Here is a 24,214-nt window from a genome sequence, read left to right on the forward strand (position 1 = left end):
GATCAAAAGGGTGAGTGACGGGACTTGAACCCGCGGCCACCTGGACCACAACCAGGTGCTCTACCAACTGAGCTACACCCACCACGAAGGGCGGCGGAACCACCCGTTCGATGTGCAAGCACAGCATAGCCGATCAGAGGGGTGGTTCCGCGACGCGTTATCGCGGGTGCGGGGTGTGACGTGCGAGGACCGATCGGGTACGGCCTCGTCCCGCCGGCGCCCGGGTGGCCGGCGTCACCGCACTGCGCGTAGCGGTGACGCCACGGACCGTGAGGAGGGTGGTCGCTCCGGCCGGCGCCCTCCTCCTCGCGCCGACGGCCGGCGGTTCCGCCACCCGTCGTCGCGTGCCCCGGCCGGTCAGTGACCCAGGATCAACGCCGACTCGCCCGGTACGTGGATCCGGCCGTCCGGCCCCGGATGCTCGGCCGGCTCCCAGGAGGCGAGCACCCGTACCCCGTTGCGCCCCAGCGCGATCGTCACCGGTTCCGGGGCGAAGTTCACCGCCACCCGGACCTCCCCCCGGCGGAACGTCAGCCAACGGCGCTCCTCGTCGTGCGCGACGCGGACCGCCGCGAGGTCCGGGTCGCGCAGGTCGGGCTGGGTGCGGCGCAGCGAGACCAGGGTCCGGTACCAGGCCAGCAGCCGGGCGTGCGCGGCCCGTTCGGGCTCCGCCCAGTCCAGGCAGGAGCGGTCCCGGGTCGCCGGGTCCTGCGGGTCCGGGATCTCCTCGGCCTTCCAGCCGTGCGCCGCGAACTCCCGGCGCCGCCCGGTCCGTACCGCCTCCGCGAGTTCCGGATCGGGGTGGTCGGTGAAGTACTGCCAGGGCGTGCCTGCGCCCCACTCCTCGCCCATGAACAGCATCGGTACGAACGGCCCGGTCAGCGCCACCGTCGCCGCGCAGGCCAGCAGGCCGGGGGAGAGGGAGGCCGAGAGGCGGTCGCCCAGCGCCCGGTTGCCGATCTGGTCGTGGGTCTGGGTGTAGCCGACGAACCGGTGCGCGGGTGTGCGCCGCCGGTCGACCGGGTGGCCGTGGGTCCGGCCGCGGAAGGAGGACCAGGTCCCGTCGTGGAAGAACGCCCGGGTCAGGGTCTTGGCGAGGGCGCCGAGCGGGGCTTCCGCGAAATCGGCGTAGTAACCCTGGGACTCACCGGTCAGCGTGCAGTGCAGGGCGTGGTGGAAGTCGTCGTTCCACTGCCCGTGCAGGCCCAGTCCGCCCTGGGCGCGGGCAGCCGTGGTGCGCGGGTCGCACCGGTCGGACTCGGCGATCAGGAACAGCGGTCGGGCCGTCTCGGCCCCCAGTGCGTCGACGGCCGCGCCCAGTTCCTCCAGGAACGTCAGGGCCCGCCCGTCGACCAGCGCGTGCACCGCGTCCAGCCGGAGGCCGTCGATCCGGTAGTCCCGCAGCCAGGCCAGCGCGCTGCCCAGGAGGTACGCCCGGACCTCGTCGGAACCCGGCGCGTCCAGGTTCACCGCCGAGCCCCACGGCGTTTGGTGGGTGTCGGTGAAGTAGGGCCCGAAGGCGGGGAGGTGGTTGCCGGAGGGGCCCAGGTGGTTGTGGACCACGTCCAGGACGACGCCCAGTCCCGCCGCGTGCGCGGCCTCCACGAACCGGGCCAACCCGGCCGGCCCGCCGTACGGCTCGTGCACGGCCCAGGGCGCCACCCCGTCGTAGCCCCAGCCGTGCCGGCCGGGGAAGGAGCAGACCGGCATCAGCTCGACGTGCGTCACCCCCAGCGCCGTCAGATGCTCCAGCCGGGCCGAGGCCGCGTCGAAGGTGCCCTCGTGGGTGAAGGTCCCGACGTGCAGTTCGTACAGGACCGCGTCCTGCAGCGGGGTGCGCGGCGCCGGGCCCCGCGGAGTGAGCGGCTCGAAGTCGACGACCGCGGACAGGCCGTCGGGCCCGTCCGGGAGTCTGCGCCCGCGCGGATCGGGGCGGACCACCGGATCGTCCCCCAGCAGGAACCCGTACCGGTCGCCGTCGGCGGCCGGTACGTCCAGGATCCACCAGCCGGCGCGGGCGGGATCCCGATCCGGTGTCATCTCGTAGTCGGCGTCGTTCAGTCGCATGGCGACCCGACCTGTCAGCGGTGCCCATACCTCGAACTGCACGGACGGTCCCCTCGTCTCCGGCGGTGTCCAGCATGCGTATCGTGCCCATCATTCCGGGCCTTCCGGAGGACTTCTGGACACTCCGCACCCGACGGGCCGACAATCACCCTGTGACATCGAGTTTCGAGTTCCCTCCCTTTCCCGCGCCGCGGCTCTCGGACGCCGAGCGCGACCGGGCGCTGGGCCAGCTCAGAGAGGGCGCGGCGCTCGGCCGGCTCTCGCACGACACCTTCCTGCGCAGGATGGAACTCGCGCTCGCCGCCCGCCGGGTCGAGGACCTCGCCGTCCTCACCGCCGACCTCCAGACCCGGGAGGAGTCCGAAGCCCCCTGGAGCCGTCGGCTGTTCGGCTGGGTGGGTCGCGCGTCCGCCGTGTCCGCCGGGGTCCGCCGGGCCTGGCAGGTCGAACGTCTCCCCCGACTGTTGCTCCCGCACCCGGGTGCCGGACCGCTGCGGATCGGCCGCGACCCGGGCAACGGCCTGCGGCTCAGCCACGACACCGTCTCGCGGGCCCACGCCGAGCTGAGCATGCGCGACGGCCTGTGGGTGATCAGGGACCTCGGCTCGACCAACGGAACCACCGTCAACGGCCGCCGCGTGTCCGGCTCCGCGGTGGTCCGCGACGGCGACCAGATCGGCTTCGGCACGATGAACTTCCGCCTCTCCGCCACCTGACGGGTCCTTCGACCGACGGCGCGGTGGCCCCCGCGGCACGACGGTCCGGCCCGGGGCGCAGGATGACGGCATGAACGAATCCGCACCCGTGGTGCGCCCGGCGCGCCCCGAGGACCTGCCGCGCCTCGTCGAACTGATCCACGAACACATCGCCTACGAGCGCTCCGCCCCGCGCCCGCCCGGTCTCGCCGCCCGGCTCGGCCCGCAGCTCTTCGCGGCGCAGCCGCGGCAGTGGGTGCTGCTGGCCGAGACGCCCGCGGGCGCCGTGGCCGGATACGCGGCCTGCTCCGCCGAGTTCGCCTTCTGGGACGCCCGGCACCACCTCCACATGGACTGTCTCTACCTGGCCGACGGAGCCCGGGGCCACGGCCTCGGCCGGGCCCTCATGGAAGGCGTCGCCGCCCTCGCTCGGGAGCAGGGTCTGGAGCACGTCGAATGGCAGACCCCGGACTGGAACGAGGGTGCGATCCGCTTCTACGACCGCCTCGGCGCGAGCGGCCTGGCCAAACGCCGCTACGCCTGGCCGGTTTGAGCGGAGACGGCGTCCGCGCCGGGGGGCTGCACCCGTTCGGCGCAGGAGGCGCGGGTGAGGCGGTCGTACGTGGCCAGGGTCGTGCGGCACTGGTGTTCCACCTGGGTGGCCACCGGGACGCGGCGGGCCTGGAAACGGGCCGAGAACTCCTCGCACCAACCGGTCACGAGCCGGTCCAGGGCCGGGGCGGCCGGATGGGCCTGGGTGCGCAGGACCCGTAGGAGCATCGCGGCGGCGCGCAGCGACAACCGCCGCCCGAAGGCGTCGATGCTGCCGATGGCCGCCGCCGTGGCGTCGACGGGAGCGCCGGGCCCGGTCCACTCGGCGGCGATCCGGGGGATCAGGGCGAGGGTCCAGTCGACGGCGCGCAGCAGGGCGGCGGAGGAGGGATCGCCGCCCCCGACCGCGCCCCGCGGCCCGGCCACCCGCGCCGCGTCCTCGGTGAGGCGGGCCGCGAGCACGCGCAGGGCGTGCCGGGGGTCCGGGTGCGGGGCCGGATCGTCCACCAGGTCGGACGCCCACATCGGGACCTCGACGATCGCGGTGGTCCCGTGGTGGCGGTGGACGCGGTACCAGGTGCTGAGCCGGGTGTCCTCGGGGTGGAACGCCCCGCCGGGTCCGGTGCCCGGCTCCGGCATGACGTAGATCCCCGGCCCGGGGGAGGGCCACCCGGCGGCGTCGGAGGCCCCGGTCTCGACCGGGATCCGCAGGTCGGCGGCCGATGCCCCGAACGGTTCGGCCAGCCCCGGTATGTCCCGGGTGAGCTGCACCCAGGACCCGCCGAGGTCCGTGCCGTGGAGGGAGACCTGGAGGACGGGCCGCAATTCGTCGATGAGGGCGGTCAGCGCGAGCGTCTCGGGCGGCAGACGGTCGGGGGCCAGTAAAGACGGCGCCCACTCCGGTTGTTCGGGCCCGGGCGGCCGGAAGAAGTTCCGGTGGTAGTCGAGCAGGGAGTGCGGGCGGGGTGTGCGGTGCAGCTCCGCGCCGTCCGGGTCGGCGCACAGCAGGAAGTGCCAGCCGGCGCCGGCGCCGAGGCCGGGGTCCCGGACGATCCGACGGGCGAGGGAGAGGGCCGTGGCCCCGCCCACGGGCTCGTTGGCATGGGCCCCGGCGACGACGAGGACGTCGCGGGCGCCGTCGCCGGGATCGACGGAGAGCAGCCAGAGCGGCGCCCCCGCCCGGGAGGCGCCGGCCCGACGGAGCCGGACCCGGGCGGGGTGCTCGTCCGCCAGCGCGCGTGCGGCCAGGGCGAGTTCGTGAGGTGTGGGGTAGCGCATATCGCGGAGGAGGTTCACATGGGATGCCATGCCCGCCGCGCACGCCCCCTACTGCTCCACGCGCCCCGCACTTCGCCGAATCCTCTCCGAAAAGCCCTGGCCAACGCCTTGCGCCACCCCGGCCCCGCCCCTCGGCCGGCCGGGGGAGGGGCCGGGATCCGTCCGCGACCGCGCCGGGCCGGGACCGTCCCCGCCGGGCCGGGACCGTCCCCGACCGCCCTACCCCGCGCCCCCGCCCTACCCCGCGTACGCGTCCGCGCGGATCAGGGCCAGCGCCGGGTGCGGGCCCAGCAGGCCCGCGAGGTCGACCTCGCCCTCGTACGGGGCCCGCGCCGCGCCGGGCCCGCAGCCCGGCGCCACCGTCCAGCGGCCCGGCGGCAGGGCCAGGGTGGTGCCCCGCCAGCCGCCCGCGCCGGCCAGCCGGTGCGAGAGGCGGGTGGCCACCGCGACGAGTCCGCCCGTACGCGCGAAGGCCACGCAGTGCTCCGCCGCCGGACCCCGGGCCTCCAACGGGGCGTACCCGGTGAACAGGGCGGGCCTCTCGCGGCGCAGCCGCAGCAGGGCCGCGGTCAGGGCGAGCTTCTCCCGCGACACGCCGTCGGGGACCGCACCCGCGTCCAGGGCCGCCAGCTCCCGGCGGGCGAAGTGCGCCGGGCGCCGGTTGTCAGGGTCGACCAGGGCCCGGTACTCGCTCTCCGCGCCCTGGTACACCTCGGGGACCCCGGGCATCGTCAGGTGCAGCAGGGTCATGCCGAGCAGACCGGCCCTGGCGGCGTCCTCCAGTTCGGCCGGCAGTCCGGACGCCCCGTCCGGGACCAGCTTCGGGACCCCCGCCTCGTACGCCTCGTCGGGATCGGTCCACGAGGTCCGCAGCCCCGCCTCCCGGGCGGCCTTCAGCAGGGCCGCAGCCAGCCGCTCCGCCCGCTCGGGCACCTCTCCGAGCCCCAGCGCGCTCTGCCGCGCGACCCAGGCGAGCTGGGGGTCACCCTCCAGCGGCCCCGGTCCGGCCATCAGCTCCGGCGCCTGGGACAGCACCGCGATCCGCGCCCGGACGTCCGCGCTGCGCTTCGTGTCGTGCGTGGACAGCACGGTTCCCGAGGCGGGCCAGTCCCGCTCCAGGTCGGCGCAGTACGCGTGGAACTCCCCGAGCGGCACCGCCGGCGAGCCCGGCTCCCCGCCGACCTCGGTGGCCGACAGCAGCGGGGCCCAGCGGTAGAAGGCCCGGTCCTCCAGGGACTTGGCGCGCAGCGCCGCCGAGGTCTGGGCGAAGCGGGCGGCGAACGCCGGATCCCGCAGCAGGAGGTCCCGTACGCCGTCCACCGCCGGCCCGCCGGCCCGCCCCGCCGCCTCCGCCAGGGCCCGCGGGTCGGGGCCCGGGCCGTCGGGGTAGGGGCGGTAGACCGGGTAGGCGATCAGCAGTTCCCGTACGGCGGGGGCCGAGGCGGGGCCGGCCCGGTGCTCCAGGAGGGCCAGTTCGGCGGCCAGGTCCACGGTCAGCACCTCCCGAGACGCGGTCGCGGCGGTCTCCTCCCAGGAGGGCAGGCCGGTGGCGCGGCCGTAGGCGCGGGCCAGCTCGGCCGCGCCCGCCGGATCGGTGAAGAGCCCGTCGACGCGGTGCAGCGCGTCGTACCCGGTGGTGCCGGCCACCGGCCAGCCCGACGGGAGCCGTTCGTCGCGGGCCAGGATCTTCTCCACCACCACCCAGCAGTCGTCGCCGGCGGCGGCCCGCAGTCGGCGCAGGTACTGCCCCGGGTCGGCCAGGCCGTCCACGTGGTCGATCCGCAGGCCCTGCACCACCCCGTCCCGCACCAGCTCCAGCACCTTCGCGTGGGTGGCGGCGAACACGGCGGGGTCCTCGACCCGGACCCCGATCAGGTCCGAAATGGTGAAGAAGCGACGGTAGTTGAGGCCGGTCCGGGCCTCGCGCCAGCACGCCGGTCGGTACCACTGGGCGGCCAGCAGCTCCGGCAGCGGCAGCCCGGCCGTCCCGGCCCGCAGCGGGAACTCCTGCTCCCCGTAGCGCAGTACGTCGCCGCCGACCCGGACGTCGTAGGTGTCGGCCGGCTCGCCGAGCACCGGCAGCAGCAGCTGTCCGCCGCCCGCCTCCCAGTCGATGTCGAACCAGCGCGCGTACGGGGAGTGCGGCCCCTCCCGCAGCACTTCCCACAACGGCCGGTTCAGTCTCAGCGGCGAGGGCACCGCCATGTGGTTCGGGACGATGTCCAGGACCAGGCCGAGTCCGTGCGCGCGGGCCGTCGCGGCCAGGGCGCGCAGGCCCGGCTCGCCGCCGAGCTCGGCCCGTACCCGGGCGTGGTCGGTGACGTCGTACCCGTGCGAGGAGCCGGGCGCCGCCTCCAGGACGGGGGAGAGGTGCAGGTGCGACACGCCGAGCGCGGCGAGGTACGGCACGGCGGCCCGGGCCGCTTCGAACGGGAACTCCGGGCACAGCTGGAGGCGGTAGGTGGACGCCGGAGTGACAGGTTTCGGAACATCAGGTTCCGTTCGGGTGCTGTGCTGCGGCAGGCTCATGAGAACGTACGTACCCAGCCTGCCGGATTCCGTGCCATGACCCAATGCATCCGGGTGACTGCACCGGGTTAGTGTTGATCAGGTGGTTGGAACCGTCAACACCTATCGACAAGTCATCGCCCTGACCGGGCCCCTACTTCCCCTCGTCTCGTTCTTCGCCCGACTGCCCGTCGCGATGTCCCAGTTCGGGAGCGTCCTGCTGGTCGCCCAGACCAGCGGCTCCCTCGCCACCGCCGGCATCGTCGGTGGCACCCTCTCCGCGGGCCAGGTCGTCTTCGGCCCCGTCCTCGGCCGGCTCGCCGACCGCCACGGGCAGCGGCCCGTCGTCCTCGCCGCGGCGGCCGTCAACGCCGTCGCCACCGCCGCCCTCGTCGCGGGGGCCCTCGGCGGCCTCGCGACCGTTCCGCTCGCCGCGATCGGCGCGGTCACCGGCGCCTCCGTCCCGCTGATCGGCCCGCTCGCCCGCACCCGCTCCGTCGCGCTCGCCCACCGGGCCAAGTCCGACGAGGGCGTCATCGGCGCCGTCCACTCGCTCGAAGGCACCCTCGACGAGGTCTCCTTCGTCCTGGGCCCGGCCCTCGTCGGACTCGCCGCACTCGTCGCGCACCCCGCCGTGGCCCTGGCCGGAGCGGCCGGACTCGTCGTCGTCTTCGGCACCGCCTACGCCCTGCACCCGACCGCCGCCGTCACGCCCGGCGCCCCCGCACGGCCGAAGGTCCCGGCGGGCGGCCGGAGCCGGCATCCCCGCGTCGTGCACGCCGTCCGCGGCTCCCTCGCCCTCCAGGGCGCCATGTTCGGCGCCTGTCAGGCCGGAATCGCCTCGCTGACCGCCCAGTTGGGCGTCCCCGGCCAGGCCGGGATCGTGTACGCCGCGATGGGCGTCGTCAGCGCCTTCGTCGGCCTCGGCATGGGCGCGCTGCCCGCCCGCTTCGGACTGCGGCTGCGCTGGCGGGTGGCCACCGCCGCCGCGCTGGTCCTGTCGGTGCCGCTGCTGTTCACCGACGCACTGTGGCCGCTCTACGCGGTCGTCACCGTCCTGGGCGCCGCCTACGCCCCCCACCTGATCACCGCGTTCGCGCTCACCGAGCGGGTCGTGGAGCCCGCCCGGCTCGCCGAGGCCATGGCCTGGGCCGCCAGCTCGTTGGTCGCCGGGCAGGCCGCCGCCCTCGCCGTCTCCGGGCGGCTCGCCGAGGCGTACGGGCCGTCCGGGGCGTTCGCCGTCGCGGTCGGGGCTGCCGCCCTCTGTCTGACCCTCGCGCTCGTCACCCGGGTCCCGTCGGCCCGTACCCACGCCAAGCCCTTCATCCCGGCCCAGCGCGGCACCTCCCCGGCCGTCGGGGAGGGCAGCACCTCCTACGCCGGGCGCTGAAGCACGACCAGACACCGTCCTGTCAGAGCCACCCGGTCACCGGCCGCGTACTGCGGACCGGTGCCGGGTGGCAACACGTCCGCCCGTGCCGTGTTCACCACCAGGTGCCAGCGCGCGCCGTGCCCGGCCGGGATCGTGAAGTCCTGGTGTTCCGCGCCGGCGTTGAACATCAGCAGGAAAGAGTCGTCGGTGATCCGCTCCCCGCGGGTGCCCGGCTCCGAGATCGCCTCCCCGTTGAGGAACACGGTCAGCGCCCGCGCGCTCTGCGCCTGCCAGTCCCGGGCCCGCATCTCCTCGCCGTGCGGGGTGAACCAGGCGATGTCGGAGAGCTCGTCGTGCGTGCCCTCGACCGGCCGGCCGTGGAAGAACCGGCGGCGCCGGAACACCGGATGGTCGCGGCGCAGCCACACCATCCGCCGAGTGAACTCCAGCAGGGCGGGCGGCTCCTTGCCCGGCTCCGGCCATGCCACCCACGCCAACTCGTTGTCCTGGCAGTAGGCGTTGTTGTTGCCGCCCTGTGTCCGGGCGAACTCGTCGCCGTGACTGAGCATCGGTACGCCCTGCGAAAGCATCAGGGTGGCGGTGAAGTTGCGCATCTGGCGCTCGCGCAGCTCCCGGACCTCGAGGTCCTCCGTCGGGCCCTCGACGCCGCAGTTCCAGGACCGGTTGTGGGTCTCGCCGTCCCGATTGCCCTCCCGGTTGCCCTCGTTGTGCTTCTCGTCGTAGGAGACCAGGTCGTGCAGGGTGAAACCGTCGTGGCAGGTGGTGAAGTTGATCGAGGCCAACGGCCGCCGACCGTCGTCCTGGTAGAGGTCCGAGGAGCCCGTGAGCCGGCCCGCGAACTCCGCGAGGGTGCGCGGCTGGCCGCGCCACAAGTCCCGTACGGTGTCCCGGTACTTGCCGTTCCATTCGGTCCACAGCGGCGGGAAGTTGCCCACCTGGTAGCCGCCCTCGCCCAGGTCCCAGGGCTCGGCGATCAGCTTGACCTGACTCACCACCGGGTCCTGCTGCACCAGGTCGAAGAACGAGGACAGTCGGTCGACCTCGTGGAACTGCCGGGCCAAGGTGGCCGCCAGGTCGAAGCGGAAACCGTCCACGTGCATCTCGGTCACCCAGTACCGCAGCGAATCCATGATCAGCTGGAGTACGTGCGGGGACCGCATCAGCAGCGAGTTCCCGGTACCGGTGGTGTCCGTGTAGTGCCGGGGATCCTCCCCGAGCCGGTAGTACGAGGCGTTGTCCAGGCCACGGAACGACAGGGTCGGACCGAGGTGGTTCCCCTCCGCCGTGTGGTTGTAGACCACGTCCAGGATCACCTCGATCCCGGCCTCGTGCAGCGCCCGCACCGCCGACTTGAACTCCAGCACCTGCTGCCCGCAGTCACCCGAGGCGTAGCCGTTGTGCGGGGCGAAGAAGCCGATGGTGTTGTAGCCCCAGTAGTTGCTCAGCCCGTCGTTCGCGAGCCGGTGGTCGTTGACGAACTGGTGCACCGGCATCAGCTCCAGCGCCGTGACGCCCAACTTCGTCAGGTGCCCGATGACCGCCGGGTGCGCGAGCGCCCCGTAGGTGCCCCGCAGCTCCTCCGGGAGGTCGGGGTGCCGCATGGTCAGACCCTTGACGTGGGCCTCGTAGAGCACCGTGTGGTGGTACTCGTGGCGCGGCGGGCGGTCGTTGGCCCAGTCGAAGTACGGGTTCACCACGACCGAACTCATCGTGTGCGGAGCCGAGTCGAGGTCGTTGCGGGAGTCGGGCCGACCGAAGTGGTAGCCGTACACCTCCTCACCCCAGTCGACCTTCCCGCTGATGGCGCGCGCGTACGGGTCCAGCAGCAGCTTCGCCGCGTTGCAGCGCTGCCCCCGTTCGGGCTCGTACGGGCCGTGGACCCGGAAGCCGTAGCGCTGTCCCGGCATGATCCCGGGCAGGTAGGCATGGCGGACGAACGCGTCCGTCTCGCGCAGCTCGATGGCGGTCTCCGAGCCGTCATCGGCCAAGAGGCACAGCTCGATGCGGCGCGCGGCCTCGGAGTAGACCGCGAAGTTGGTGCCGGCGCCGTCGTACGTGGCACCGAGGGGATACGCCTGTCCCGGCCAGACTTGCATGGATAACGACTCTTTCCTCGGGGTCGGAGGATGTCCCGGCTGATCCGGCGTGGACCACGTCACTGCCAGATCTTCCCCGAAAGAGGGTCTCCACGCGTGGACTTGGGATGCTCCTACCGGGTGACCCGGAGAGCTGATAGGCGGGTCAACGGACAGTCCGCGCATCACATAATGAGTCAACGGACTGCCGGAGCAAGGGGCATGGGCTCACCCGGCGGCCGCTTCGGGCTGCATCGGACCGCGCGCGCGGAGTACCCTTCCGTGATCACTGGAGACGGGCGTCCAGACGCAGAAGGCGGTGCACGGGTGAGCTCGGGAGGTCTGGAGCTGCCCCCTGGTGACGGTGGTCACGAGGGTGGCCCGGCGGATGCCCCAGGAGGGGCCCCCGCGGGGGTGGCGGCCGGGACGGTGTCACTGGCCCCGCCGGAGGCCGGGAGCGTACGGGCCGGCGCCGAGCTGGACTGGGGCGCCGACGAGTGGAGCGAGGTCCGTACCCGCGCGCAGCGCGCCGGACGCGCCTACATCTGGCTGAACCTGATCGAGCAGCGTCTGCGGTCGGTCGTCGGCGCGGTGCTGCGGCCCGTCTACGAACCGGTGCACGGCGGCGACGACTGGGTGGTCGCCGCCGCAGGGCCCGCCGGCCAGGAATGGGTGCAGCGGGCCGTCGCCGTGCGCGAGGTCAGCCGCCGCAAGGGCTACCTGCTCGACCCGGCCGACGACAACGTACTGAGCTTCCTGACGCTTCCGCAGCTGCGCGAGCTGATGGTCCAGCACTGGCCCTGCTTCGAGCCCTACTTCGACGACCGGCGCGAGATCGAGCTGGCGCTCGACGAGCTGGAGGTCACCCGGAACGTGGTCTCCCGCAACCGGGCACTGTCGCGGCCCGTGCTGGAGCAGGCCGAGCGCGCCTCGGCGCGGCTGCTGGAGGTCCTCGGCGCGGGCGCGGGCAGCCCGGCGGCGGACCGGCTGCCGATCGACGCGGTCGAGGGCCTCGTCGGCGACCGGTACGCGGACGTCATCTCGGTCCACCCCGACCGGGTGCGGCTCCAACGACAGCTTCCGGCGGAGGACCTCTTCGGCGGCGCGCGACGGCTGGACGCCATCGGCATAGGCCTGAACCTCCTGGTGCAGAACTTCTCCGGCCGAAGACTCGTCCGGCTCACCGAGGCGGGCTGCCGGGTCCGGCTGCTGTTCCTGAACCCGGCGAGCAGCGCCGTCAAGCGCCGCGAACGGGAGCTGGGACTGCGCAAGGGCGAGCTGAGCCGTTCGGTCGAGATGAACATCCTGCACGTGCGCAGGGTCCGGGCGGGGTTGCGGGACCCCTCGCGCTTCGACATCCACGTCTTCGACGAGACCCCGCGCTTCACCGCCTACCTGGTGGAGGGCGAGACCTCGGGCATCGCGGTCGTCCAGTCGTACCTGCGCCGGGCCCGGGGCATGGAGGCCCCCGTACTGGTGCTGCGCGGCGGCGGCCGGGGCGTCCCGAAGGACGCCGATCACGGTCTCTTCACGACCTACCGGGAGGAGTTCGAATCGGTGTGGGAGGACTCCCGCCCGGTCTCGTGACCCGCAGGCCGTACCCGGAGCACGTTCCCGCCGCGCGGCCCCCGGCGGCGGCGGTGTCAGTGGGCCGTGTCAGGCTGAAACCCGTTGACCGGATAAACGGGGGAGGGCGCGTCATGGTGGCGTGGCACGGGGGAGCACGGGTCGGTTTCGACCTGGGGACGACCGGTACGGAGCGGGGGGAGTTCCGGATCGCGGCGGCCGCGGTGAGCGGGGTGCGGGGCGGCGAGGACGCTTCCCCGGTGTCCCCGGGCGCGGTGCGGAGCCGACCCGAAGCCGACGCCGGAACGGCGGCCGCGTGATGGGCTGGATCAGCGGGCCGTTGGTGGCCTTCGACCTGGAGACGACGGGCACCGACGTCGAGACCGACCGCATCGTGACCGCGGCGGTCGTACGCCTGGATTCGGCCGGGGACGTCTGCGCCGAACGGACCTGGCTGCTCGATCCGGGGGTGGCGATACCGGAGCAGGCGTCGGCGATCCACGGCATCTCGACGGAGCACGCCCGCGAGCACGGCGCGCCGGCCGCGTCCGCCGTGGAGGAGATCGCGCGGGCCGTCGCCGAGGAACTGCGCCGGGGGACGCCCCTGGTGGTGATGAACGCACGCTACGACCTGTCCCTGCTGGACCGTGAGTGCCGGCGGCACGGGGTCGAGTCGATCAGCGAGCGGCTGGGCGGCGTCCCCTCGCCCGTCATCGATCCGCTGGTGATCGACAAGCACGTGGACAAGTACCGGAAGGGCAAGCGGGCCCTGCACGCGTTGTGCGCCCACTACGGGGTCTCGCTCGACGACGCGCACAACGCGAGGGCCGATGCCGTGGCCGCCGGCCGCGTGGTGCGCCGCATGGGAGAGAAGCACCAGCCCGTCGGCCTGATGCCACTGGCGGACCTGCATGAGCTCCAGGTGCGCGCGGCGGCCGACCAGTCGGTCTCCCTACAGGCCTACCTGCGGCGCACCGCGGATCCGACGGCGGTCGTCGAGCCGGCCTGGCCGCTCATTCCCCGGAGGCGATGAGGCGGGGACGACCTCGCCGTGAAGATCATGGACGTCGACCTTCGCCGGGAACCGGGTCAGCTCTCCCCGGGCGCGAGGGCCCGCAGGTGGGAGAGGGCGATCCGACGCGGGTCTTCAGGAAGGTCCAGTCCCGGTCGCTCGGCGTCGGCTCGGTCCGCCACCGGGCCCGCAGGACGCCGTCGCTGTCGGGCAGGACCGCGGTGAACAGCGGGTGGCGTTCGTCGAGACTGATGGACAGGGCCGTGGCGGCGCGGGCGCCCGCCACCCGGACGGCCAGTTCCCCGTACTCGGACTCGTCGACCGTCGTACTGGAAACGGCCCCGTTCCCGTCCTCCCACACGAACTCCACGGGACCCTCGTCGGGAAGCGAGGCGAGGACGGCGTCGACGTCGGTGGACAGATCCGGCCATACGGTCAACATGGCGCGAGGGGCGAGCCGGGCGCGGACCGCGTCGAGGGTGTCCTCGGTGAGGCGGTGCCAACGGGAGGCGTTGTGGACGTACCCCTCCTCCAACATCGCTGCTTGCCGCATGGCGACGGACCGGCGCAGGCGGGCCCAGAAGTCCTCGTCGGCCGGCCGCTGCACGCCGGGCTCGTCGAAGTCCGCGTCGTAGGGCGAGGCTTCGCACCGCTCCGGGAAGAGGCCGAGGGTCCGGGTGAGGGCGATGGCGCGCTCGCAGGGCCGGTCACTGCTGACGTAGACGTACTGGTCCCACCCGACGTGCACGGTGAACCTGCCCTCCACTTCCAGCCGGCACCAGCCACCTTTGGCGCGGAGCATGCCCCTGACCAGCTCCAGGCCGACGGGGACGGACACCCGCGCACCGTCGTGGTACCCGCTGAGGTCGGTGGGGAAGAGCCCCGCAAGACCGTGTCCGTCGGGCGCCGGCTCCAGGCCGAAGCGGACGTGGACCCAGGCGGCGATCTCGGGCTCGCGGATGACCAGATGGTCGATGCCGGTGTCCTCGGCGAAGGCGGCGATCGTTCGCAGGTACGCGGCCTCCACCGGCCCGTGGTCGCTGATCGAGTCCTCGGCGCCGACGTAGCGGCCGTGCCCGTCGCGGTCGGCAGGGTCGTACTTGGTGATCCGGTGGACGAAACGCGGCACGTGGCTCCCCGTGGTGGTCGATGACGCGCCGCTCAGCTGTCGATCGCGTGAGCGGGAGCGTAGGGGACGGCGCATCGCCGCCTTCGGGGCGGGGGCGTGCGGAGCATGAGCAGTCGACGAGGAGGGGCGGGCGGGCCTGCTCAGAAGGGGTGCCAGCGGGTTTCCGTGTCGCCCTCGCGCAGGGAGGTGATCCGGCGGCGGAACTCGTCCAGCGCCTTCGGGTTGGCCGGCGCGTGTTGGGACACCCAGGCGCAGCTGGCCGTCTCGCGGGCGCCGCGCAGCACCCGGCAGCCCTCCCACTCCCGTACGTCCCACCCGTACGCGGACACGAACGCCTCGTAGGCGTCGGCGGGCAGCCCGTACCGGTCGCGGGACAGGGCCATCACCACCAGGTCGTGCTCCCGCAGGTCGGTCGAGACGGTCTCCAGGTCCACCAGGACCGGCCCGTCGGGGCCGACGTGGACGTTGCGCGCCAGGGCGTCGCCGTGGATCGGACCGGGCGTCAGGTGCGGCGTGAGGGCGGCGACTTCGCCCGCGTAGGCGTCGCGCCGGCCCCGCAGGTACGCGGCGTCCTCGGGGTCGATGGAGTCGCCGGCCAGCCGGAGCCAGCGTTCGACGCCGCCCAGCAGCTCCCGAGGGGGCAGGGTGAACGGCGGCGCGGGCAGGGTGTGGAACAGGCGCAGCAGCCCGGCCAGGTCCTCCGGTCCGGCCGGGCGGACCGCGTCCGGGAGCCGGTGCCACAGGGTCACCGGGTGTCCGGCGACCAGGCGGGGCTCCGCTTCGGCGGCGGTGACCGCCGGGATCCCGGCCTGCTCCAGCCAGTGGGCGACGGTCAGTTCGTGTGCGGCGCGCGCGGCGAGCGCCGGGTCGGCGCGACCCACCTTCACCACCAGGTCGCCGGCGGTGAAGACCGCGTTCTCGCCGAGCGCCACCAGGGTGGCGCCGGCGCCCAGGCCCACTGCTTCCAGTACGTGCCTGGCCTGCGCCTCGTCCATCTCGTTCTCCGGGTCCGGACCGTCGTGAATCCGCCCAGTCTCGCATCCCGCGTGAAATCCCCGGACCCGTGGACCGACGCGTCCCCCCACACGTCGGCCCACGGCAAGGCCCTGCGCCGCAACGCGGTGCCAGGCCCGGAGGAGCGACCCCCGTTCGCTGAAATGAAGTTATCTAAATTTGGAGAACCGATCAAGGGGTGCACTCGTTAGAGTTGACGCACCTGCCGAGCCAGCCCAGGAGAGCCCATGCCGGTTCGTCACGTCGACGGACACCTGCTCCGCAAAGTACGCCGCGCCGCCGACCTGACCCAGGGGGAGGTCGCGGACCGGCTCGGAGTCACCGTCCCGGCCGTCGTCGGCTGGGAGAACGGCAAGTCGCTGCCGGACGGTGAGAAGCTGCCGGCCCTGGCGCAGGCCCTCGGGGCGGACCTGGACGAGCTGTTCCCCCGCCCGCTGCCCCCGGACCTGGCCGACCTCCGCTGTGACGCCGGGTACTCCCAGTACCAGACGGCGGCCATCACGGGGACGCGCAGTGCCGGTCCGGTGGCCAACGCGGAGCGGGGCCGGCGGCGGCTCTCGGAGAAGTTCCTGCCGCTCCTGGCGCAGGCGTACGGCGTGGACGTCGAGGAACTGCTGGCCGCGGAGGAACGCTCCTTCAGCCCCGCCCCGCCGGACGCCGCCGCTCCCGTACGGGTGGCCGAGCCGGAGCCGGGCGCCGCACCGGCGGAGCCGCGGGCCGGGCTGCCCGGCACCCTGTCGGAGAAGCTCGCCCACCTGCTGGCGGAGACCTACACGGCGCCGCACCCCACCGACGCCCAGATCGCCGCGCACGGCAACGCGAAGGCGGGGGCCGCGGTGCTGAGCGAGGACCTGGTCCGCGGACTGCGCACGGGCGAGGTGGAGGCGGCCTCCGAGGAAGTCCTCGACGCGCTCGCCGCTGCGCTGGCCGTGCCGCCGCTCTTCTTCCGGAGCGACGACGCCGAGGTGCACCGGATCATCAGCGGCATGCGGCTGGTGCGGGGTGGCCTGGCCGGCATCGCGGCCCGTGGCGGGGACGACGGCCTTCCCGCCGAACTGCTGGACTTCATCGGCGGCGTCGTCGACGGCATGCGCCCGAGGTGACGAGCCCCGCCGGCGGGTGGGGGGCGGTGACGGGGCCCGGTCGGGACGCGGGCCCCCATCCCCGAGCCGTCCGCGACGGCCCCTACACGCGGGAGTCCTCCAGGACCTCCTCCGCGACCGCGGGGTCGGCCTTCGCGTACGCCTCGCCGACGCGCAGCAGCCACGGGACCTCGTCCGCGAAGAAGTCCTCCCCCGCGGCCGGGAACTCGGCCGGTACGCCGGGTTCGCGGACCGGGTCCCGCATGTTCAGGCGCGCGGACAGGATCCAGTACGCCTGCGCGACGGCCTCCGCGTCCCGACCCTCATGCCCCTCGCTCTCGGCGAGTTCGAGCGACACCTGGTACAGGTCGTCCGGGGCCCGGCGCCGCATGGCGTGGATGACGTCGCGGATCTCCGTGACGTACCGGCCCAGCCGCACCTGGGGGGACGCGTCGTGCGCGAACAGGTCGCGCAGGGTGTTGAGGCGGTCGGCCGCCGGGAGCCCGGGCGGCAGCCGGCTCGGCGCGCGGCGCACCAGGTTCGGGGCGGTCAGCGCCAGGTCCCGCCACAGCGGGTGGAGTTCGGCCAGCGCCCGGTACGCCCGTGCCCGGTTCACCGCCGCCTGACTGGCCGGGGCGATGACCCCCAGGGTCCAGCACAGGAAGGACGTGTACAGCAGGACGTCGGTGGCGGTCTCCTGGAAGTCGGCCGCGGCGCCCGGGACCGGGTGGAAGGCGACGACGACGGCGTACGCGGCCCGGACCGTCGCGTACAGCGCGCCCGCCACCATGCCGAAGGCCATCACCGCGAGCCCGGTCCGCAGCGTCCGGCGGCCGGCCCCGCGGGCGGCGCCCGCCCACTGGTAGCCGCACAGTCCGATGACGGCGCCGCTGTATCCGTAGAAGAGCGGCATGTAGAGGGCCAGGCCCGGTTCGCCGGCGTGCCGGGCCATGAACTGCGAGCCCTCCGGCACCGGACCGCGGTTCAGGACGAGCAGGAAGACCGCCACCATGACGGCGATGACCACGACGGCCGCGGTGACGGCGTGGCGCTGGACCGCCACCGTCACGCGCGCCCGCCGGGAGGACGGCCCGTCGTCCGAGGCCCCGCGGTAGACGGCGGCGACGTAGCGCAGCAGCACGCACATGCCCGCCACCACGAAGCAGTGCTTGAGCAGCGTCGACAGGTCGTGCACGCCGAGGCCGTCGACCAGGTGGCGGCCCAGGTCGGTGCGCAGCAGCCAGGCACAGGCGAGTACGGCGAACGCGCCCCACAGGGAGCGCTCGCTGGTGCGGCCGCGCAGGGCGGAGGGGATCCGCCAGAGTGCCTGTACGAGCAGGAGGAGCACGATCGCGTAGGTCAAGACGTCAGACAAGTCCACTCCTGGCCGGTCGGGAGAAGGGGCGGGAGAGGGTGTCGTCGAGGCCGCGCAGGGTGCCGTCCTCGATCCGGTCGGAGGCGAAGGCCTCCTCGTGGAGCAGGTCGGCGATCATCTCGGCGCGGCGTTCGACGTGCGTGTCGTAGCGGTGGCGGGCCATGAACGGGCCCGCTTCGGTCAGGCGGGCCGTCAGTTCCGGTGAGAGCTCGGGCAGGAGGGCGGCCGCCCGGCCGGGTTGTGTCGTCGGGTCGTCGCACCACAGGTGGGCGAGCTCGTGGAAGACGACCCGCTGCCGGTGGTACCCGGAGATGCTCTCCGGGATGAAGATCAGGTCCAGGAGCAGTCGCTCGTGGTGCACCCACAGCCCGCAGACGTCGCTCTGTCCGAGCAGCCTGTCCGGGGCGGACACCAGCTGGATCCGGCGCCCGCGTTCCGCCTCGATGGCGCGGACGAGCGCGGCGAGGCTGAAGGGACGGGGCAGCGGCATGGAACGGACTGCGCGGCGGGCCTCCTTGCGGACGGCCCGGTTGCCGACGCGGGTACGGACCCGATCGGCGGTGCCGGAGCCGGTGCTGTCGTCGACCCGGTCGCCGGTGCCGGTGCCGGTGTCGACCCGGTCGTCCGTCCCGGCTCCGTTGCCGGCACGGGCCGATCGACGCATGAACGTTCCTCCCGGCACCTCGCGGCACCTCCCCGCATTCTCCCCGGAATACCCGGACTTGACCCCGCCACCATCGGACCGAAGTTCGAAATCCTAGGCCAGTGCGCGCGGCCGGGCGCACCCGGGGACGGATGAATGGACGCGGATGATCCGGATCCGGTCCCGTCAGGTCTCTTGGTTGCACGAGACGTCTCGTCTCGTTATGCTCGTGCCATGACCTCAGCCAAGCCCGTACACATCGCCATGTTCTCGATCGCCGCCGCCGGCCACGTGAACCCGAGCATCGAAGTGATCCGGGAGCTCGTCGCACGGGGCCACCGCGTCAGCTACGCCATCCCGGCCCGGTACGCCGACCGGATCGCGGAAACCGGCGCCACCGCGGTGATCTGGAACTCCACCCTCCCCACCGAGGAGGAGCCCGAGGCCTGGGGTACCGAACTCATCGACAACATCGAGCCCTTCCTGAACGACGCCGTCCAGGCCCTGCCGCAGCTCGCCGCCGCCTTCGAGGGGGACGAGCCCGACCTCGTCCTCCACGACATCACCTCCTACCCGGCGATCGTCCTCGCGCGCCGGTGGGGCGTCCCCTGCGTCTCCCTCTCGCCGAACCTGGTCGCCTGGAACGGCTACGAGGAAGAGGTCGCCGCGCCGATGACCGCCTCCCTGCGCGCCACCGAACGCGGCAGGGCCTACTACGCCCGCTTCCGTTCCTGGCTCGACGAGAACGGCATCGCGGACGACCCGGACGCCTTCGTCGGCCGCCCCCGCCGCAGCGTCGTCCTCATCCCGCGCGTCCTCCAGCCCCACGCCGACCGCGTCGACACCACCGTGCACACCTTCGTCGGGGCCTGCCAGGGCGACCGCAGCGCCACCCAGGGCACCTGGACCCGCCCGCCCGCCGCCGAGGGCAGGAAGCTCCTCCTCGTCTCCCTCGGCTCCACCTTCACCCGGCAGCCCGCGTTCTACCGGGCCTGCCTCGCCGCCTTCGCGGACCTCCCCGACTGGTACGTCGTCCTGCAGATCGGCCGGTTCACCGACGAGGCCGAACTCGGCCCGATCCCCGCGAACGCGGAGGTCCACCGCTGGGTCCCCCAGTTGGACATCCTGCGCCGGGCCGACGCGTTCATCACCCACGCGGGCGCCGGCGGCAGCCAGGAGGGCCTCGCCACCGGCACCCCGATGGTCGCCGTCCCCCAGGCCGTCGACCAGTTCGGCAACGCGGACATGCTCGCCTCCCTGGGCGTCGCCCGGCACCTCCCCATGGAGCAGGCCGACGCCACGACCCTCCGGGACGCCGTCCTCGGCCTGCTCGCCGACCCCGAGGTCGCCGCGCGAGCCGAAGCCGTCCGCGCCGAGATGGCCACCGAAGGCGGCACCCGCCGGGCCGCCGACCTCATCGAGGCCGAACTGCGGTAGCGGGGCCGCCCGGCCCCAGCCCGGCAGCCGTGGCCGGGCGGCCGTACCGGAACGGCCGTACCCGAAGTGTCGTACCCGGCGCCTAAGGTGCCGCCATGACGAACAGGACGGGCACCCCGCAGACCCCCCGCAAGTACGCGGCGCTGCTGCGCGGCATCAACGTGGGCGGCAGCAAGAAGGTCCCCATGGCGCAACTGCGCCCGCTCATCGAGGCGCTCGGTCACGGCGACGTGCGGACCTACCTGCAGAGCGGCAACGCCGTCTTCACCAGTGACCGGCAGGACCCCGACGCGCTCGCCCGCGAACTGGAGGCGGCCATCGAGGCCCACTTCGGCTTCCGGGTGGCGTGCCTGGTCGTGGACGGGGACCACCTGAAGGCCGTCGCCGACGCCTGCCCCTTCCCCGCCGCCGAACTGGAGGGCAAGCAACTCCACGCCACCTTCTTCTCCGCACAGCCCGCCGAGGACCGCTTCCGCTCCGTGGACCCGGCCGCCCACCTCCCCGAGGAGTACCGGATCGGCGACCGCGTCGTCTACCTCTACGCCCCCGACGGCCTGGGCCGCTCCAAACTGGCCGAGGCCCTCGCCAAGCCCGCCGTCGTCAAGGGGCTCGACGTGACCACCCGCAACTGGAACACGGTCGTCAAACTCGTCGAACTCACCCGGCCCTGACCGCCGGCCGTCGACCGGCCCCGTACGTCGCCCGCCCTACGGGGCCGACGCGTCGAGCAGCGCCAGCTCCCGCGGCTCGAACCGGATCGCCCCGGCCGCCAGGTTCTCCGCCAGGTGGACGGGCGAGCCGGTGCCCGGGGTCGGGCACAGCACGGGCGAGTGGTGCAGCAGCCAGGCCAGCGCGATCTGCCCCGGCCCCGCGCCGTGCGCGGCGGCCACCGCCGTCACCGCCGCCGCGCTCTCCCGGGTCAGGGCCCCGCTGCCCAGCGGGTAGTACGGCAGGAAGGCGATCCCGTGCGCCTCGCACAGCGCCAGCACCTCGGCCGACGAGCGGTCCAGCAGGTTGTACGGGTTCTGCACCGCGGCGATCGGGGACAACTCCAGCGCCGCCCGCAGCTGTTCGGGGGAGACCGTGTCCAGCCCGACGTGCCGGATCTTGCCCTCGGCCCGCAACTGCTCCAGCGCGCCCAGCTGATCGGCCATCGGGACTTCCGGGTCGAAGCGGTGCAGTTGGTAGAGGTCGATCCGCTCCACCCGCAGCCGCCGCAGGCTCGCCTCGCACATCTCCCGCAGCTGCTCCGGACGCCCCGCCACGTGCCACCGGTCCGGGCCGGTCCGGACCACCCCGCCCTTGGTCGCGATCACGAGCCGTTCCCCGTACGGGTACAGCGCCTCCGCGATGAGCTCCTCGGCCAGCGCAGGCCCGTAGTTGTCGGCGGTGTCGATCAGGGTGACCCCCGCCTCCACCGCCGCCCGCAGCACCGCGTGCGCCTCGACCCGCCCGCCCCGGGGACCCCAATAACCGGACCCGACCAGACCGCCCGTGCCGAGCCCCAGGCGCCGTACCGGCAGGTCCCCACCCACGTCGAACACCGTGTCCACCATGGGCCGACGGTACCGCGCGACGCCCCGTGTGCCAGGCTCTGGGCATGCGTTACATCATCATCGGCGCCGGAGCGGTCGGCGCGACCATCGGCGGACGCCTCGCCGGAGCCGGCATCGACACCGTCCTCGTCGCACGCGGCGCGCACGCCGAGGCGCTGCGCGCGGACGGCCTGCGGCTCACCACCGCCGACGGGACGCGACAGCACCGGCCTCCCGTCGTCACCGCCCCTGGAGAACTCGGCGCCCTGCGCCCGGACGACGTACTGCTCCTGACGGTCAAGACCCAGGACGCCATCGCCGCGCTGGACGCCTGGGGGGACGCCGAGGTCGAGGGCGGCGGCACCGCGGCCCAGCGGCTGCCGTTGCTGTGCGCGCAGAACGGCGTCGAGAGCGAACGCCTCGCCCTGCGCCGCTTCGCGCGCGTGTACGGGGTTTGCGTGTGGCTGCCCGCGACGTTCCTGGAGCCGGGCGTCGTCTCCGCGCTGTGCGCCCCGCTCACCGGGATCCTGCACCTCGGGAAGGCGGCCGGTGGCGCCGACCGGCGGATCCGGGACATCGCCGCCGACCTGGCGCGGGCCGGCTTCGGCGCGCCCGTCGTCGAGGACGTCATGCGGTGGAAGTACGCGAAGCTGCTCGGCAACCTGGGCAACGCCATCCAGGCGATCACCGGACCCGACCCGGACCCGGCGAAGGGCGCGCTGATGCTGCGCGCCGTCCGTGAGGCGAAGGCCGCCTTCGAGGCCGCGGGCATCGACCACGCCTCCGAGGCCGAGCAGGCGGCGGCCCGGGACGGCAAGGTCGAACAGCCCGCCGGGGTGCGCGGCGGGTCGTCCTGGCAGAGCCTGGCCCGGCGCACGGGTTCGGTGGAGGCCGACTACCTCAACGGGGAGATCTCGCTCCTGGGCCGCCTGCACGCCGTGCCGACCCCGGTCAATGACGTACTGCGCCACGCGGCGAACATCTTCGCCCGCGAGTCCCTGCCGCCGGGCGCCATGTCCGTGGAGGACCTGACGGCCCTGGCCGACGAGGCCGCGACCCGGGGCTGACCCCGCCCCCGGGCGGCGTCAGGCCGTCTGGGCGGCGCGGGAGGCCGGCGCGGTGCGGGCGGAGACGGCCGCGTCGAAGCGGTGCAGCAGGAGACGGGCCAGTTCCGGGGCGGCGCCCAGGACGTCGGCCACCACGTCGGCGCCGGACTCGGCCGCGCCCGCGGCGATGCGGTCCGGGAGACGGCCCGGCGCGATGACGTACGGGGCCACCGCGATCCGGCGGACCCCCTCGGCGCGCAGGGCCCGTACGGCGTCCTCGGTGCGGGGGAGAACAGCGGAGGCGAACGCAGGCCGCACGGCGCACCAACCGGTGTGCCGCCACTCCCGCGCGATTTCAGCGATCACTGCGATCGCCTCCGGGTCGGAGGATCCGGCGGACGCGAGCACCACAGCGGTGCCGGCGCGGTCCGCCGGGGTGAGGCCGAGCCCGGCCTCGGCGAGGCGGCGTTCCAGGGCCGCGACGAGGAGCGGGGACGGCCCGAGGACGTCCGCGACGCGGACCGAGAGGCCCGGCAGGCGGGTCGTGGCCTCGGACAGTACGGCCGGGATGTCGGCCTTCGCGTGGAAGGCCCGCGTCAGGAGCAGCGGCAGCGCCACGACCTCCCGTACGCCGGACAGGTAGAGGGAGGCGAGGGCCTGCGAGACGGTCGGGCCGTTGAAGTCCAGGAAGGACGTCTCCACCCGCAGCCCGGGCCGCAGCTCCCGCGCCCGCCCGACGAGGGCGTGCACGGTCGCCGCGTGCCGCGGGTCGCGGCTGCCGTGGGCGATGACCAGGAGTGCGCGGGACATGGGACTCAGCTCTTGACCAGCAGGCCGCGGCTGCGGAGTACGTAGCGCTCGATCGGGCTGAAGATGAGCAGGTCGATGGCGATGCCGACCACGAGGATCAGGATGATCGCGAGGAACACGCCCGGCAGGTCGATGTTGTTGCGGCCGTTCTCCAGCAGTTGGCCGAGGCCGAGGCCGAGGTCGGGGGAGCTGGCGATGATTTCGGCGGCCATCAGGGAGCGCCACGAGAAGGCCCAGCCCTGCTTCAGGCCGGCCAGGTAGCCGGGCAGCGCCGCGGGCATCACGATGTGGCGGGCGCCGCGCAGGCCGGTGGCGCCCAGGGTGCGGCCGGCCCGCAGGTACAGCGGCGGGATCTGGTCGATCCCGGAGACGAGGCCGTTGGCGATGGACGGGACGGCGCCGAGCAGGATCACCGTGTACATCATGGCGTCGTTCAGGCCGAACCAGAGCACGGCCGGCGGGACCCAGGCCACCGAAGGAAGGGACTGCAGGCCCTGGAGGATCGGTCCGATCGCGGCGCGGACGAACTTCACCCGGGCGACGAGCAGGCCGAGCGGGGTGCCGATGGCCAGGGCCAGCAGGAAGCCGAGCAGACCGCGCGACACGCTGGTCCAGACGACCTCCAGCAGGGTGCCCTTCGCCCACATGTCGGACAGGCTGTCCCAGACGGCGGACAGGGCCGGGAGCTTCGTCTCGTCGGTGACCTCCGTCGCGACGAGGATCTGCCAGACCACCAGCACGAGGCCGACGGCCAACAGCGGGGGCAGGACCTTCTGGAGGAGGACCTCACGGACCGGCGTACGGCGGATCTGGACCGCGTCGAGGGCGTCGAGGCCCGCTTCCAAGCCGGCCAGGTCGTCGCCCTTCCGCCGGGCGGAGGCCTCGGAGGTGGTGTCAGTGCTGGCCATGGCGGCGGATCTCCCCACGCAGGTGTTCGGTGATCTCAAGGGACAGTTCGGCGACGTCCGCGTCCTCGATGCGGCGCGGCTGCGGGATG

General features: G+C 73.7%; 20 protein-coding genes, 1 tRNA gene and 2 pseudogenes. 10 read left to right on the forward strand and 13 right to left on the reverse strand.

The genetic code is table 11. The features are described from left to right. Window positions 1-9 precede the first annotated feature (9 nt). Together ACFY0I_RS38715 and treZ are read right to left on the reverse strand one after the other, a co-directional pair. A tRNA-His gene (locus ACFY0I_RS38715) sits at window positions 10-82 on the reverse strand. Between the two features lie 275 nt (window positions 83-357). Then, entirely contained in the window at window positions 358-2,109 is a 1,752-nt protein-coding gene (treZ, locus tag ACFY0I_RS38720) for a malto-oligosyltrehalose trehalohydrolase (protein ID WP_388904429.1), read from the reverse strand. Between the two features lie 110 nt (window positions 2,110-2,219). Between treZ and ACFY0I_RS38725 the strand changes: the two genes are divergently transcribed. Next, complete coding sequence (locus tag ACFY0I_RS38725) at window positions 2,220-2,783, forward strand: FHA domain-containing protein (protein ID WP_388904430.1); 564 nt, start codon at window positions 2,220-2,222, stop codon at window positions 2,781-2,783. Between the two features lie 70 nt (window positions 2,784-2,853). After that, complete coding sequence (locus ACFY0I_RS38730) at window positions 2,854-3,315, forward strand: GNAT family N-acetyltransferase (protein WP_388904431.1); 462 nt, start codon at window positions 2,854-2,856, stop codon at window positions 3,313-3,315. On the opposite strand, the gene ACFY0I_RS38735 is transcribed toward ACFY0I_RS38730, so the two are convergent. Both ACFY0I_RS38735 and treY read right to left on the reverse strand, forming a co-directional pair. Further along, window positions 3,297-4,622, reverse strand: coding sequence for a M14 family zinc carboxypeptidase (locus tag ACFY0I_RS38735; RefSeq protein WP_388904432.1), 1,326 nt, complete (start codon window positions 4,620-4,622; stop codon window positions 3,297-3,299). The two genes, ACFY0I_RS38730 and ACFY0I_RS38735, sit on opposite strands and share 19 nt — an antisense overlap. A 207-nt stretch (window positions 4,623-4,829) precedes the next feature. Continuing rightward, the gene (treY, locus tag ACFY0I_RS38740) at window positions 4,830-7,121 is read right to left on the reverse strand and encodes a malto-oligosyltrehalose synthase (protein WP_388904434.1); all 2,292 of its coding nucleotides are present in this window, start codon (window positions 7,119-7,121) and stop codon (window positions 4,830-4,832) included. 82 nt (window positions 7,122-7,203) lie between these two features. Between treY and ACFY0I_RS38745 the strand changes: the two genes are divergently transcribed. Continuing rightward, window positions 7,204-8,490, forward strand: a complete 1,287-nt coding sequence (locus ACFY0I_RS38745) for an MFS transporter (RefSeq protein ID WP_388904435.1) — start codon at window positions 7,204-7,206, stop codon at window positions 8,488-8,490. On the opposite strand, the gene glgX is transcribed toward ACFY0I_RS38745, so the two are convergent. Continuing rightward, complete coding sequence (glgX, locus tag ACFY0I_RS38750) at window positions 8,475-10,589, reverse strand: glycogen debranching protein GlgX (RefSeq protein ID WP_388904436.1); 2,115 nt, start codon at window positions 10,587-10,589, stop codon at window positions 8,475-8,477. The two genes, ACFY0I_RS38745 and glgX, sit on opposite strands and share 16 nt — an antisense overlap. 306 nt (window positions 10,590-10,895) lie before the next feature. Here glgX and ACFY0I_RS38755 point away from each other — a divergent pair, with 306 nt between their 5' ends. From ACFY0I_RS38755 to ACFY0I_RS38765, 3 genes are all read left to right on the forward strand, one after another. Then, window positions 10,896-12,155 carry an SAV2148 family HEPN domain-containing protein gene (locus ACFY0I_RS38755; protein ID WP_388904437.1) on the forward strand — a complete coding sequence of 420 codons (1,260 nt, stop codon included), beginning with the start codon at window positions 10,896-10,898 and terminating at the stop codon, window positions 12,153-12,155. A gap of 113 nt (window positions 12,156-12,268) precedes the next feature. Beyond that, complete coding sequence (locus ACFY0I_RS38760; protein ID WP_388904438.1) at window positions 12,269-12,454, forward strand: hypothetical protein; 186 nt, start codon at window positions 12,269-12,271, stop codon at window positions 12,452-12,454. Continuing rightward, complete coding sequence (locus ACFY0I_RS38765; protein WP_388904439.1) at window positions 12,454-13,167, forward strand: 3'-5' exonuclease; 714 nt, start codon at window positions 12,454-12,456, stop codon at window positions 13,165-13,167. The genes ACFY0I_RS38760 and ACFY0I_RS38765 overlap by 1 nt, the downstream gene beginning before the upstream one ends. A 25-nt stretch (window positions 13,168-13,192) precedes the next feature. Here ACFY0I_RS38765 and ACFY0I_RS38770 read toward each other — a convergent pair whose 3' ends face one another. After that, window positions 13,193-14,275, reverse strand: a complete 1,083-nt coding sequence (locus ACFY0I_RS38770; protein WP_388904440.1) for an RNA-binding protein — start codon at window positions 14,273-14,275, stop codon at window positions 13,193-13,195. A gap of 140 nt (window positions 14,276-14,415) precedes the next feature. Further along, window positions 14,416-15,270 carry a phosphotransferase enzyme family protein gene (locus ACFY0I_RS38775; protein WP_388904441.1) on the reverse strand — a complete coding sequence of 285 codons (855 nt, stop codon included), beginning with the start codon at window positions 15,268-15,270 and terminating at the stop codon, window positions 14,416-14,418. Between the two features lie 246 nt (window positions 15,271-15,516). Between ACFY0I_RS38775 and ACFY0I_RS38780 the strand changes: the two genes are divergently transcribed. Next, window positions 15,517-16,392 carry a helix-turn-helix domain-containing protein gene (locus ACFY0I_RS38780; RefSeq protein ID WP_388904443.1) on the forward strand — a complete coding sequence of 292 codons (876 nt, stop codon included), beginning with the start codon at window positions 15,517-15,519 and terminating at the stop codon, window positions 16,390-16,392. Window positions 16,393-16,474: 82 nt separating this feature from the next. Here ACFY0I_RS38780 and ACFY0I_RS38785 read toward each other — a convergent pair whose 3' ends face one another. Together ACFY0I_RS38785 and ACFY0I_RS38790 are read right to left on the reverse strand one after the other, a co-directional pair. Continuing rightward, on the reverse strand, window positions 16,475-17,746 hold the full coding sequence (locus ACFY0I_RS38785; RefSeq protein ID WP_388904444.1) for an MAB_1171c family putative transporter: 1,272 nt from the start codon (window positions 17,744-17,746) through the stop codon (window positions 16,475-16,477). Continuing rightward, the gene (locus ACFY0I_RS38790; protein ID WP_388904445.1) at window positions 17,739-18,410 is read right to left on the reverse strand and encodes a hypothetical protein; all 672 of its coding nucleotides are present in this window, start codon (window positions 18,408-18,410) and stop codon (window positions 17,739-17,741) included. The genes ACFY0I_RS38785 and ACFY0I_RS38790 overlap by 8 nt, the downstream gene beginning before the upstream one ends. 145 nt (window positions 18,411-18,555) lie before the next feature. Here ACFY0I_RS38790 and mgt point away from each other — a divergent pair. After that, window positions 18,556-19,826: pseudogene (gene mgt / locus ACFY0I_RS38795) on the forward strand (macrolide-inactivating glycosyltransferase). A 95-nt stretch (window positions 19,827-19,921) separates the two neighbouring features. Next, a complete protein-coding gene (locus tag ACFY0I_RS38800; protein WP_388904446.1) occupies window positions 19,922-20,497 on the forward strand; it encodes a DUF1697 domain-containing protein in 576 nt (191 codons plus the stop codon). A gap of 36 nt (window positions 20,498-20,533) precedes the next feature. Here the strand turns inward: ACFY0I_RS38800 and ACFY0I_RS38805 are convergent, their stop codons facing one another. Next, window positions 20,534-21,382, reverse strand: coding sequence for an aldo/keto reductase (locus ACFY0I_RS38805; protein WP_388904447.1), 849 nt, complete (start codon window positions 21,380-21,382; stop codon window positions 20,534-20,536). Between the two features lie 44 nt (window positions 21,383-21,426). On the opposite strand from ACFY0I_RS38805, the gene ACFY0I_RS38810 reads away from it, so the two are divergent. Next, a complete protein-coding gene (locus tag ACFY0I_RS38810; RefSeq protein WP_388904448.1) occupies window positions 21,427-22,428 on the forward strand; it encodes a ketopantoate reductase family protein in 1,002 nt (333 codons plus the stop codon). A gap of 18 nt (window positions 22,429-22,446) precedes the next feature. Here ACFY0I_RS38810 and ACFY0I_RS38815 read toward each other — a convergent pair whose 3' ends face one another. From ACFY0I_RS38815 to ACFY0I_RS38825, 3 genes and pseudogenes are all read right to left on the reverse strand, one after another. Beyond that, window positions 22,447-23,217, reverse strand: a complete 771-nt coding sequence (locus ACFY0I_RS38815; protein ID WP_388904449.1) for a sirohydrochlorin chelatase — start codon at window positions 23,215-23,217, stop codon at window positions 22,447-22,449. 5 nt (window positions 23,218-23,222) lie between these two features. After that, complete coding sequence (locus ACFY0I_RS38820; RefSeq protein WP_388904450.1) at window positions 23,223-24,125, reverse strand: ABC transporter permease; 903 nt, start codon at window positions 24,123-24,125, stop codon at window positions 23,223-23,225. Next, a pseudogene (locus tag ACFY0I_RS38825) lies at window positions 24,112-24,214 on the reverse strand (ABC transporter ATP-binding protein); the annotation flags it as partial. The pseudogene ACFY0I_RS38825 and the gene ACFY0I_RS38820, both read right to left, overlap by 14 nt.

The organism is Streptomyces sp. NPDC001568 (assembly GCF_042893755.1).
Taxonomy (GTDB): Bacteria; Actinomycetota; Actinomycetes; order Streptomycetales; family Streptomycetaceae; genus Streptomyces.

Coding starts and splice junctions, on each gene's coding strand:
- ACFY0I_RS38730 (WP_388904431.1), top strand. CDS start 2,854: ATGAACGAATCCGCACCCGTGGTGCGCCCGGCGCGCCCCGAGGACCTG.
- ACFY0I_RS38735 (WP_388904432.1), bottom strand. CDS start 4,622: ATGGCATCCCATGTGAACCTCCTCCGCGATATGCGCTACCCCACACCT.
- treY (WP_388904434.1), bottom strand. CDS start 7,121: ATGAGCCTGCCGCAGCACAGCACCCGAACGGAACCTGATGTTCCGAAA.
- glgX (WP_388904436.1), bottom strand. CDS start 10,589: ATGCAAGTCTGGCCGGGACAGGCGTATCCCCTCGGTGCCACGTACGAC.
- ACFY0I_RS38760 (WP_388904438.1), top strand. CDS start 12,269: ATGGTGGCGTGGCACGGGGGAGCACGGGTCGGTTTCGACCTGGGGACG.
- ACFY0I_RS38765 (WP_388904439.1), top strand. CDS start 12,454: ATGGGCTGGATCAGCGGGCCGTTGGTGGCCTTCGACCTGGAGACGACG.
- ACFY0I_RS38775 (WP_388904441.1), bottom strand. CDS start 15,270: ATGGACGAGGCGCAGGCCAGGCACGTACTGGAAGCAGTGGGCCTGGGC.
- ACFY0I_RS38780 (WP_388904443.1), top strand. CDS start 15,517: ATGCCGGTTCGTCACGTCGACGGACACCTGCTCCGCAAAGTACGCCGC.
- ACFY0I_RS38790 (WP_388904445.1), bottom strand. CDS start 18,410: ATGCGTCGATCGGCCCGTGCCGGCAACGGAGCCGGGACGGACGACCGG.
- ACFY0I_RS38800 (WP_388904446.1), top strand. CDS start 19,922: ATGACGAACAGGACGGGCACCCCGCAGACCCCCCGCAAGTACGCGGCG.
- ACFY0I_RS38805 (WP_388904447.1), bottom strand. CDS start 21,382: ATGGTGGACACGGTGTTCGACGTGGGTGGGGACCTGCCGGTACGGCGC.
- ACFY0I_RS38810 (WP_388904448.1), top strand. CDS start 21,427: ATGCGTTACATCATCATCGGCGCCGGAGCGGTCGGCGCGACCATCGGC.
- ACFY0I_RS38815 (WP_388904449.1), bottom strand. CDS start 23,217: ATGTCCCGCGCACTCCTGGTCATCGCCCACGGCAGCCGCGACCCGCGG.
- ACFY0I_RS38820 (WP_388904450.1), bottom strand. CDS start 24,125: ATGGCCAGCACTGACACCACCTCCGAGGCCTCCGCCCGGCGGAAGGGC.